The sequence below is a fragment of the Aquabacterium sp. A7-Y genome (assembly GCF_026153205.1).
Classification (GTDB): Bacteria; Pseudomonadota; Gammaproteobacteria; order Burkholderiales; family Burkholderiaceae_C; genus Caldimonas.
The window spans coordinates 36,625-48,233 of the sequence record NZ_JAPFBW010000045.1; the positions used below are offsets into that span (position 1 = coordinate 36,625).

At 66.5% G+C, this 11,609-nt stretch carries 7 protein-coding genes and 1 pseudogene; all 8 read left to right on the top strand.

From position 1 onward, the window contains the following. Positions 1-80: 80 nt before the first annotated feature. Positions 81-1,085 carry an ankyrin repeat domain-containing protein gene (locus tag OOT46_RS27825; RefSeq protein WP_265406883.1) on the top strand — a complete coding sequence of 335 codons (1,005 nt, stop codon included), beginning with the start codon at positions 81-83 and terminating at the stop codon, positions 1,083-1,085. Between the two features lie 570 nt (positions 1,086-1,655). Next, complete coding sequence (locus OOT46_RS27830; protein WP_265406884.1) at positions 1,656-2,960, top strand: MFS transporter; 1,305 nt, start codon at positions 1,656-1,658, stop codon at positions 2,958-2,960. Between the two features lie 32 nt (positions 2,961-2,992). Further along, complete coding sequence (locus OOT46_RS27835; RefSeq protein WP_265406885.1) at positions 2,993-4,381, top strand: NarK family nitrate/nitrite MFS transporter; 1,389 nt, start codon at positions 2,993-2,995, stop codon at positions 4,379-4,381. Positions 4,382-4,451: 70 nt separating this feature from the next. Next, positions 4,452-8,243 (top strand): nitrate reductase subunit alpha, encoded by a 3,792-nt coding sequence (locus OOT46_RS27840; RefSeq protein ID WP_265406886.1) that lies wholly within the window; start codon positions 4,452-4,454, stop codon positions 8,241-8,243. 19 nt (positions 8,244-8,262) lie between these two features. Continuing rightward, entirely contained in the window at positions 8,263-9,786 is a 1,524-nt protein-coding gene (narH, locus tag OOT46_RS27845) for a nitrate reductase subunit beta (protein ID WP_265406887.1), read from the top strand. A gap of 14 nt (positions 9,787-9,800) precedes the next feature. Continuing rightward, the gene (gene narJ / locus OOT46_RS27850) at positions 9,801-10,505 is read left to right on the top strand and encodes a nitrate reductase molybdenum cofactor assembly chaperone (RefSeq protein ID WP_265406888.1); all 705 of its coding nucleotides are present in this window, start codon (positions 9,801-9,803) and stop codon (positions 10,503-10,505) included. After that, entirely contained in the window at positions 10,502-11,305 is an 804-nt protein-coding gene (narI, locus tag OOT46_RS27855; RefSeq protein ID WP_265406889.1) for a respiratory nitrate reductase subunit gamma, read from the top strand. Before narJ ends, narI begins: the two co-directional genes overlap by 4 nt. Positions 11,306-11,317: 12 nt before the next feature. Further along, positions 11,318-11,609, top strand: a pseudogene (locus OOT46_RS27860) (peptidylprolyl isomerase); the annotation flags it as partial.

The following is an 11,609-nucleotide window of genomic DNA, read 5'->3' on the forward strand; positions in this document are numbered from 1 at the left end:
AGGCTGGCCTGTGCAATCCCTGAGCTCCTCCGCATCTCATGGTTCCTATCACTCCTGCTATCAGACCCCTTCCGTTCATCATGCAATCCTTGAAGCGAGTTCGCGCGCTGGCCTGCGTTTTCGTCGCCTTCACGGCCGCTGGACAGGCTTTCGCTGCAAAGCCGTCGCTGCAGGATCAATTGATCGAGGAAATCACCAGCTACGACGCCAAGGCCGACCCGGCAGCCAACCTCAAGAAGATCGAGACCTTGCTGAACAAGGGCGCCAAGATGGACGTCCTGTCTCGAGAAGGTGGCTTTCATCCCTTCCAGATCGCGATCTACGCGAACCGCGCGGACGTGGTCGATCTGTTCATACGCAGGAAGTACGACGTCCAGCAGGCGTTCGACTCCAACGGCAACACACCCCTGATGTACGCGATGCTGCAGAAAAATTCACAGCCGGAATACCTGCAGAACAAGAGAAAAATCGTCGCGTCCCTGCTGGCGGCCAAGGCGAACCCGAACGTGGTCGCCGGCGGGGCCAATTCACCTTTGCACAGCGCAGGGGGCGGCATGTATCCGCCCGACCTGGTCCTGATGGAGATGCTGCTCAAGGCCGGAGCCGACCCCAACCTCGACATCGGCAACGGGATGACTGCCCTGTTCAGTGGTGCCACCGGGAGCCTGGCGGCGCTGAAGTTGCTGCTCCAGGCCGGGGCCGATCCCCATGTCGTGGCGTCGAACGGCCTGACACCGCTGCACGCGGTCTGCGAGCGGGATCTCGACGACGTCATCGGAACGACCTACCGGCCCGATCCCGAGGCTGCCGAGCGGATCAAGCTGCTGAAACATCCGGAGCGGGACCTCAATGCCATGCCGCAGCATGTCGGGATGAAAACTCCGCTGGCGCTTAACGTCCAGTACTACAACCCCGACTGTATCGGTGCGCTGATCGCTGCGGGCGCGGACGTGAATGGGATCGCCAAGCATCCGGAACCCAATGAAACGGGGACGATGACGGTGCTGGAATACGCCCGCAAGTACAAGGTCGCACGGGGGCAAGTGCTCGAAGTGCTGCAGCAGGCGGCTTCAAAAGCGAAATGACCGGCGCCGGCTCCTGCCGGAGAAAAAAAGGGCGATCAAAACGGACGCCTGGCGCACGTGCGTTGCGTCGCTGACGGCGAAATGGCCCGGCCAGGAAGATCGCCGCTCCCCCGCCGGGCGCCCAGTTCCGTGCCGTCTGCACCATCGGCTTCAACATGAAGGCCGGCCACGTCACCCTGCAGAATGGCGTGACGAAGTCAATCGCAGCACGGCTGTCGCCGTGCTGACCAGGCGGTTGCCGTGCCCTGTCATGGCGCTGGCCCGTGGCTCAAGTTGCGCTCGATGCAACGGCGCTCGATCGGACGCGGGCCACGCTCTCTGCCGCGCGGGCTCCTGAGCGCAAAGTCGCGGGCGAAGGCGAGCCGCCTGCCCATCTTGCCGCCGCGGCGCGCGCCGCGCTTTGACGCCGCGCAAGCGCGCCGCCGATCGCCGCGGCAGTAGTTCTTCTGGACAAGCCCGGGCGCCGGGCATCGTTCTTCCGCACCACGTCGCTCCGCCTTGGGAGGGATGCCCGGCCCGTGCGGCGAGCGCAATAGTGGCGACATGGAGAAGAAGAGAAGGAGATCCTCCATGTCTGTCCCCCTCACGACAGCTGCCGCCACCAGCCCGCGTGCGGCCGCGGCCGCCGACTCGCCCCAGCGCCGCAGGCAGGCGCTGTCGGTGCTGATCGTCAGCACCTGGGCCTTCACCGTGTGTTTCATGGTCTGGATGGTGTTCGGCGTGATCGGCATCCCGATCAAGAAGGCGCTCAACCTCAACGCCACCGAGTTCGGGCTGCTCACCGCCATGCCGGTGCTCACCGGCTCCCTGATCCGTGTACCCCTGGGCATCTGGACCGACCGCTTCGGCGGCCGCATCGTGATGACGGCGCTGATGGCGTCCACCGTGCCGGCCATCTGGCTGATGGGCCATGCCACCGCCTACTGGCACTTCCTGGTCATCGGCCTGTTCGTCGGCCTGGCTGGCGGCTCGTTCTCGGTCGGCACGCCCTACGTCGCACGCTGGTTCCCGAAGAACCAGCAGGGTTTCGCGATGGGCGTGTACGGCGCGGGCAACTCCGGCGCCGCGGTCAACAAGTTCATCGCGCCGGCGCTGGTGGTGGCCTTCGGCTGGGCCATGGTGCCGCAGGTGTATGCGGCGGTGATGCTGGGGACCGTGGTGCTGTTCTGGATGTTCAGCCACTCCGATCCCGCCCACCGGGTGCCGGGCACCGTCACCTTCACCCAGCAGCTGAAGGCCCTGAAGGATCCGAAGGTGCTGAAGTACTGCCAGTACTACAGCATCGTGTTCGGCGGCTACGTCGCGCTGAGCCTGTGGATGGTGCAGTACTACGTGGGCGAGTACGGCCTCGACATCCGGGTCGCCGCGCTGCTGGCGGCCTGCTTTTCGCTGCCCGGAGGCGTGCTGCGGGCCGTGGGCGGCTGGCTTTCCGACAAGTACGGTGCCCACAGCGTCACCTGGTGGGTGATGTGGGTGAGCTGGGTCTGCCTGTTCCTGCTGAGCTATCCGCAGACCGAGTTCACGGTGCTCACCGTCAACGGCAGGCACACCTTCGAGCTGGGCCTGAACGTCTATGGCTTCACGGTGCTGATGGCGGTGCTCGGCGTGGCCTTCGCCTTCGGCAAGGCCAGCGTGTTCAAGTACATCAGCGACGAGTACCCGCACAACATCGGCGCCATCAGCGGCATGGTCGGCCTGGCCGGCGGCCTGGGCGGGTTCGTGCTGCCGATCCTGTTCGGCGCCCTGGTCGACCTGACCGGTGTGCGCTCCAGCGCCTTCATGCTGATGTACGGCGTGGTCTGGGTCTCTCTCACCTGGATGTACTTCACCGAGGTGCGGCGCACCGAGGTGATGGGCCGGCGCCTGCCTGCCTGACCCCCCCTTTACCTCGACCCATGGAGAACCTGATGGCTTCTTCCTCCCTGATCGCGCACTGGAACCCCGAAGACCGCGGTTTCTGGCGCACCCGCGGCGCGTCCATCGCGCAACGCAACCTGTGGATCTCGATCCCCGCGCTGACCCTGGCCTTCGCGATCTGGATGGTGTGGTCGGTGGTGGTGGTGAACCTGCCCTCGGTGGGCTTCCGGTTCTCCACCAACCAGCTGTTCTGGCTGGCCTCGTTGCCGGCCCTGTGCGGCGCCACCCTGCGCATCTTCTATGCCTTCGCAGTGCCCATCTTCGGCGGACGTCGCTGGACGGCGATCTCCACCGCCTCGCTGCTGCTGCCGGCCGCCGGCATCGGCATGGCGGTGCAGAACCGCGCCACGCCCTACGAGGTGTTTGTGCTGCTGGCCCTGCTGTGCGGCTTCGGCGGCGGCAACTTCGCGTCCAGCATGGCCAACATCAGCTTCTTTTTCCCGAAGGACAAGAAGGGCACGGCGCTGGGGCTGAACGCCGGCCTGGGCAACCTCGGCGTGTCCCTGGTGCAGTTCGTGGTGCCGCTGGTCATCGCCGCCGGTGCCTTCGGCGACTGGGGCGGCGAAGGCCAGAGTTTCATGAAGGCCGGCAAGGCCACCACGATCTGGCTGCAGAACGCCGGGTATGTGTGGATCCCGTTCATCGTGCTGTCCTCGCTGGCCGCCTGGTTCTGGATGAACGACCTGGCCGAGGCCAAGGCCTCCTTCGCCGACCAGGCCGTGATCTTCAAGCGCAAGCACAACTGGCTGATGTGCTGGCTTTACCTGGGCACCTTCGGCAGCTTCATCGGCTATTCAGCAGGTTTTCCGCTGCTGATCAAGAGCCAGTTCCCCGGCGTGAACGCGCTGCAGTACGCCTGGCTCGGCCCGCTGGTCGGCGCGCTGGCGCGCCCGCTGGGCGGCTGGCTGGCCGACAAGGTGGGCGGCGCGCGCGTCACCTTCTGGAACTTCATCGCGATGGCCCTCGGTGTGGTGGCGGTGCTGCAGTTCCTGCCGCAGGGCGGGCAGGGTGGCAGCTTCCCGGCCTTCCTGGCCTCCTTCCTGGTGCTGTTCACGGCCTCGGGCATCGGCAATGGATCGACCTTCCGCATGATCCCGGTGATCTTCCTGACGGAGCGCCAGCGTGCCGCGGCGGGCCAGCCGAAGGCGCTGCAGGACCAGGCCGTCAAGGATGCCAACAAGGAAGCGGCCGCCGTGCTCGGCTTCAGCTCCGCGGTGGGCGCGTACGGCGGATTCTTTATCCCCAAGGCCTACGGCACCTCGGTGTCGATGACCGGCTCGATGGACGCGGCGCTGTACTTCTTCATCGGGTTCTACCTCACCTGCGTGATCGTCACCTGGTGGACCTACAGCCGCAAGAACGCGGAGATGCCGTGCTGAGGGCGCTGCCTGCGCCGGTCCGGCGTACGGACGTCCGCCTCTCAAGCTGCTCGCACATTCGGAGTTTTCGATGAGTCACTTTCTGGACCGCCTCACGTTTTTCGCCCAGCCCAGGGAGAGCTTCTCCAACGGCCATGGCGTGACCACCGGCGAAGACCGCAGCTGGGAGGACGCCTACCGGCAACGCTGGCAGCACGACAAGATCGTGCGCTCGACGCATGGCGTCAATTGCACGGGCTCCTGCTCCTGGAAGATCTACGTCAAGGGCGGCATCGTCACCTGGGAGACCCAGCAGACCGACTACCCCCGGACACGCTGGGACCTGCCCAACCATGAGCCGCGCGGATGCGCCCGCGGCGCCAGCTACAGCTGGTACCTCTACAGTGCCAACCGGGTGAAGTACCCGATGGTGCGCGCGCGTCTGCTCAAGCACTGGCGCGAGGCACGGGCGACGCGGCACCCGGTGGAGGCCTGGGCCGCCATCGTCAACGACCCCGCCAAGCGGGCCGACTGGCAGAAGCAGCGCGGCCTGGGCGGTTTCGTGCGGTCCAGCTGGGACGAGGTGAACGAGATCGTCGCGGCTGCCAACGTGCACACCATCAAGCAGCACGGGCCGGACCGCATCATCGGCTTCTCGCCCATCCCGGCGATGAGCATGGTGAGCTACGCCGCCGGCAGCCGCTACCTGAGCCTGATCGGTGGCGTGTGCATGAGCTTCTACGACTGGTACTGCGACCTGCCGCCGAGCAGCCCGCAAATCTGGGGCGAACAGACCGACGTGCCGGAATCGGCCGACTGGTACAACAGCACCTACCTCATCGCCTGGGGCTCCAACGTGCCGCAGACGCGCACGCCGGACGCGCACTTTTTCACCGAGGTGCGCTACAAGGGCGCCAAGACGGTGGCCGTGACGCCGGACTACGCCGAGGTGAGCAAGCTGGCCGACATCTGGCTGCACCCGAAACAAGGGACCGACGCAGCCATCGCGATGGCGATGGGCCACGTGGTGCTCAAGGAGTTCTACTTCGAAAAGCGCTCCGCCTACTTCGACGACTACGCACGCCGCTACACGGACTTGCCGCTGCTGGTGCGGCTGAAGGAGCAGGTGCTCGACGACGGCCGCAAGGTGCTGGTGCCCGACCGCTACCTGCGCGCCAGCGATTTCCACGGCCATCTCGGCCAGCAGCACCACGCCGACTGGAAAACCGTGGGCTTCGACGCGACCGGCAAGGCGGTGCTGCCCAACGGCTCCATCGGCTTCCGCTGGGGACCCGAGGGCGACCCCGACAAGGGCAAGTGGAACCTGGAGAACAAGGAGGCGCGCCACGGCAACGAGGTGCACCTGAAGCTGTCGGTGCTGGAGCGCGATGCGGGTGCGCAGGCGCACGAGATGGTGTCCGTCGGTTTCCCGTACTTCGGCGGCATCGAGTCGCCGCAGTTCACGGCCAACCAGCAAAGCGACGTGCTGGTGCGCCGCGTGCCGGCGGTGAAGCTGACGCTGGAAGAGCAGGGCGAGCCGACGCCGGTCCTGGTGGCCACCGTGTTCGACCTGCACACGGCGCACTACGGCGTCGATCGCGGCTTCGACGGCGACGACTGCCCCACGAGCCACGACGACAACCGGCCCTACACGCCGGCCTGGGCCGAGAAGATCACCGGCACGCCGCGCGACCAGATCATCACCGTGGCCCGCCAGTTCGCCGACAACGCGGACAAGACGCACGGCAAGAGCATGGTCATCATCGGCGCGGCGATGAACCACTGGTACCACTGCGACATGAACTACCGCGGCATCATCAACCTGTTGATGATGTGCGGCTGCATCGGTCAGAGCGGCGGCGGCTGGGCGCACTACGTGGGCCAGGAAAAACTGCGGCCGCAGACCGGCTGGACGGCGCTGGCCTTTGCGCTGGACTGGATCCGGCCGCCACGCCAGCAGAACTCCACCAGCTTCTTCTATGCGCATACCGACCAGTGGCGCTACGAGAAGCTGGGGGTGGATGAGGTGCTGTCCCCGCTCGCCGACAAAAACGCCTTCGGCGGCAGCATGATCGACTACAACGTGCGTGCCGAACGCATGGGCTGGCTGCCGAGCGCGCCGCAGCTCAAGGCCAACCCGCTGCAGGTGGTGAAGGACGCCGTCCGGGCCGGGCAGGGCGGCGATGTCAGGCAGTACGTTGTTGACGGACTGAAGCGCGGATCGATCGAGCTGAGCTGCGAAGACCCCGACCACCCGGCCAACTGGCCGCGCAACATGTTCGTGTGGCGCTCCAACATCCTCGGCTCCTCCGGCAAGGGGCACGAGTACTTCCTGAAGCACCTGCTGGGCACCAGTCACGGCGTGCAGGGCAAGGACCTCGGCCACGACGAAGCCAAGCCGGAGGAAGTGGTGTGGCACGACAAGGCGCCGGAAGGCAAGCTGGACCTGCTGGTCACGCTGGACTTCCGCATGAGCACCACCTGCCTGTACTCGGACATCGTGCTGCCCACCGCCACCTGGTACGAGAAGAACGATCTCAACACCAGCGACATGCACCCCTTCATCCACCCGCTCAGCGCGGCGGTGGACCCGGCCTGGCAGGCCCGCAGCGACTGGGAGATCTACAAGGGCTTCGCGAAGACCTTCAGCGAAGTCTGCGTCGGCCACCTCGGCGTGGAGAAGGACGTGGTGCTGACGCCGCTGATGCACGACACGCCCGCCGAGCTGGCGCAGCCCTTCGGCGTGCAGGACTGGAAGCGCGGCGAGATCGACCTCATCCCGGGCAAGACGGCGCCGCAGATCACGGTGGTGGAGCGCGACTACCCCCATACCTACCAGCGCTTCACCTCGCTGGGGGCCTTGATGAACAAGCTGGGCAATGGCGGCAAGGGCATAGGCTGGAACACCGACACCGAGGTGGAGCAGCTGGGCGAGTTGAACGGCCTGGTGCAGGAGCCCGGCGTCAGCCAGGGGCGCCCGAGGATAGAGACCGACATCGATGCCGCCGAGGTGGTGATGATGCTGGCGCCCGAGACCAACGGCCACGTGGCGGTGAAAGCCTGGGAGGCCCTGGGCCGCCAGACCGGCCGCGAGCATGCCCACCTGGCGCTGCACCGCGAGGACGAGAAGATCCGCTACCGCGACATCCAGGCACAGCCGCGCAAGATCATCAGCTCGCCCACCTGGAGCGGGCTGGAAAGCGAGAAGGTCAGCTACAACGCCGGCTACACCAACGTGCACGAGCTGATCCCCTGGCGCACCCTCACCGGGCGACAGCAGTTCTACCAGGACCATCCCTGGATGCGGAACTTCGGCGAGAGCTTCACCAGCTACCGGCCGCCGGTGGACTTGAAAACCATCGACGTCGTGAAGGGCCGCAAGCCCAATGGCGAGAAGGAGGTGGTGCTCAACTTCATCACGCCGCACCAGAAGTGGGGCATCCACTCCACCTACAGCGACAACCTGCTGATGCTGACGCTCAACCGCGGCGGGCCGGTGGTGTGGCTGAGCGAGGACGACGCCAGGAGGGCCGGGATCGAGGACAACGACTGGATCGAGCTCTTCAACGCCAACGGCGCGATCGCCGCCCGCGCGGTGGTGAGCCAGCGCGTGAACCCCGGCATGGTGATGATGTACCACGCGCAGGAGAAGATCATCAACACGCCGGGGTCGCAGATCACCGGCCAGCGCGGCGGCATCCACAACTCGGTGACCCGCATCGTGCTCAAGCCCACCCACATGATCGGCGGCTATGCGCAGCTGAGCTACGGCTTCAACTACTACGGAACCATCGGCACCAACCGCGACGAGTTCGTGGTGGTGCGCAAGATGAACAAGGTGGACTGGCTCGACGACGAGCCGGCCGCGGCGACCGCGGTCTGAGACAACAAGGAGTGATGCAATGAAAGTACGCGCTCAGATCGGCATGGTCCTGAACCTGGACAAGTGCATCGGCTGCCACACCTGCTCGGTGACCTGCAAGAACGTCTGGACCAGCCGGCCCGGCATGGAATACGCCTGGTTCAACAACGTCGAGACCAAGCCGGGCATCGGCTACCCCAAGGAATGGGAGAACCAGGACAAGTGGAAGGGCGGCTGGATCCGCCAGGCGGACGGCTCCATCGAGCCGCGCCAGGGCGGCAAGTGGAAGCTCCTGATGAAGATCTTCGCCAATCCGAACCTGCCGCAGATCGACGACTACTACGAACCCTTCACCTTCGACTACGACCACCTGCAGTCCGCCAAGGAAAGCAGGGCCGCGCCCACGGCGCGCCCGCGCAGCCTCATCACCGGACAGCGCATGGAAAAGATCGAGTGGGGCCCGAACTGGGAGGAGATCCTCGGCGGCGAATTTGCCAAGCGCTCGAAGGACAAGAACTTCGACGAGGTGCAGAAGGAGATCTACGGCCAGTTCGAGAACACCTTCATGATGTACCTGCCGCGGCTGTGCGAGCACTGCCTGAACCCGGCCTGCGTCGCGTCCTGCCCCTCGGGCTCGATCTACAAGCGCGAGGAAGACGGCATCGTGCTGATCGACCAGGACAAGTGCCGCGGCTGGCGCATGTGTGTCTCGGGCTGTCCCTACAAGAAGATCTACTACAACTGGGAAAGCGGCAAGGCCGAGAAGTGCATCTTCTGCTACCCGCGCATCGAGGCCGGGCAGCCGACCGTGTGCTCGGAGACCTGTGTGGGTCGTATCCGCTACCTGGGCGTGCTGCTGTATGACGCCGACCGCATCGAGGCGGCGGCGAGCGTGGAACACGACCGCGACCTGTACCCCGCGCAGCTGGGCGTGTTCCTCGATCCCAACGATCCGAAGGTGATCGAGCAGGCCCGTGTCGACGGCATTCCCGATGCCTGGATGGAGGCGGCCCGCAAGAGCCCCGTCTACAAGATGGCGGTGGAGTGGAAGGTGGCGCTGCCGCTTCACCCCGAGTACCGCACCCTGCCGATGGTCTGGTACGTGCCGCCGCTGTCGCCCATCACCGCCGCCGCGCATGCGGGGCACGTGGGCATCAACGGTGAGATCCCGGACGTCAACCAGCTGCGCATCCCGGTGAAATACCTGGCCAACCTGATGACGGCCGGCGATACCACGCCGGTGGTGCGCGCGCTGGAACGCATGCTCGCGATGCGCGCCTATCAGCGCAGCCGGCACGTGGACGGCATCGAGAACCTGCAGGCCCTGCAGCAAGTGGGCATGACGCCGGCCGAAGTGCAGGAGATGTACCAGATCATGGCCATCGCCAACTACGAGGACCGTTTTGTCATCCCGAGCAGCCATCGGGAGTACGCCGAGAACACCTTCGACATGAAGGGGGGCTGCGGCTTCTCCTTCGGCAACGGTTGCTCCGACGGGACCAGCGAGGCCAGCCTCTTCGGCGGCAGGAAGCGCCGCACCATCCCCATCCAGGCCACACTGTGAAGGAGCCCGGCCGCATGAACACCTCACTCTCGACATCGACGCCGGGCGACGCGCTGCGCGCGCTGGCGCGGCTGCTGTGTTATCCCGATGACACGCTGAGGCACCACCTGCTCGACGTGGCCGAGGTGCTGTCCACCTGCAGCGCCCTGTCGCCCGCGGCTCGGCGTGGCCTGTCCGGGCTGAGCGCACATCTGCTGCACACCGACGGGCTGGACGTGGAGGCCGAGTACGTCGACCTGTTCGACCGGGGTCGCCGCACCTCGCTGCACCTGTTCGAGCATGTGCACGGCGACTCGCGAGACCGCGGTCCGGCCATGATCGACCTGCGGCAAACCTATGCCGCGGCCGGCCTCTACCTGGCCGATGGTGAGCTGCCCGACTTCCTGCCGGTGGTGCTGGAGTTCGTCTCCACGCAGCCGCCGGAGACGGCGCGCCAGTTCCTGGCCGAGATGGCGCACATCCTCAATGCCATCCACAGCGCCTTGACGGAGCGCTGCAGCCCGTATGCCGCGGTGATCGCCGCCACCCTGGAGCTGGCCGGCGAGCCGCTGCAGGCCGTGGCCCTGCCCGCGGAGCACGACGTCGACGCCAGCTGGGCCGAGCCCGAAGCCTTCGGCGGCTGCAGCGCCGCCGGCCAGCAGGCGCCCGGCCAGCCGCAGGCCATCCACATCGTCCGCAGCCAGCGACCCGCACCCACCCCCCCGGGAGCCGCCGTATGAAAACGCTCGACACCTTCCTCTTCGGTCTCTATCCCTACATCTGCCTGACCGTCTTCCTTGTCGGCAGCCTGATCCGCTTCGATCGCGACCAGTACACCTGGAAGAGCGACTCCTCGCAGATGCTGCGCACCGGCAGCCTGCGCTGGGGCAGCAACCTGTTCCATGTTGGAGTGCTGTTCCTGTTTTTCGGGCACAGCTTCGGCATGCTCACGCCGCACTTCGTGTACGAACCCTTCATCAGCGCCGGCCACAAGCAGCTGGTCGCGATGATCTCGGGTGGCCTGTTCGGGCTGCTGGCCTTCATCGGTGTGACGCTGCTGCTGCACCGGCGCCTGTGGGACCCCCGCATCCGCGCCACCTCGAAAACCAGCGACATCGTGCTGCTGGTGTTGCTGTGGCTGCAGCTGGCGCTGGGCCTGGCGACCATCCCGCTGTCGGCCCAGCACCTCGACGGCGGCATGATGGTGAAGCTGGCCGGCTGGGCGCAGCACATCGTCAGCTTCCGCCCCGGCGCGGTCGAGCTGCTGGCGGACGCCGGCTGGGTGTTCAAGCTGCACATGGTGCTCGGCATGACGGTGTTCCTGGTGTTCCCGTTCACGCGCCTGGTGCATGTGTGGAGCGGCTTTGCCTCGGTGCTGTACGTGCTGCGGCCTTACCAGCTGGCCCGCAGCCGCCGGCTGAACCTGCCGGCCGCGCACCTGGCGCCGCGCCATCAGCCCGCCGGCGACCTGGCGCGACCTGTGCCCCATGCCGCCTCCAGCCAGACGCAGGGCACCGGCGCCACCGTGCGCACGGCCTGAAGGAGCCATGTCATGTCAACACAAGTTCTGACCCCCCTGGCCGGCGTCGCGCGTGTCGGCGGCGTGCTCCTGCACGCGCCCGAGGACCGGCTTTCCCGCGAGGAGCTGCGCCAGCGCGCCTGCACGGAGCTGCTGCGCCAGCGTGCGCAGCAGGCCGGCCTGCTCGGCTCGGACGACCCGGCGAGCCCGGACGGCGCCCTCAGTGCCGCGGCCGCCGAGGCGATCGAGCGCCTGCTCGATCGCGAGCTGCAACTGCCCGAACCCGACGAGACGGCCTGCCGCCGCCACCATGCCGCCCACAAGG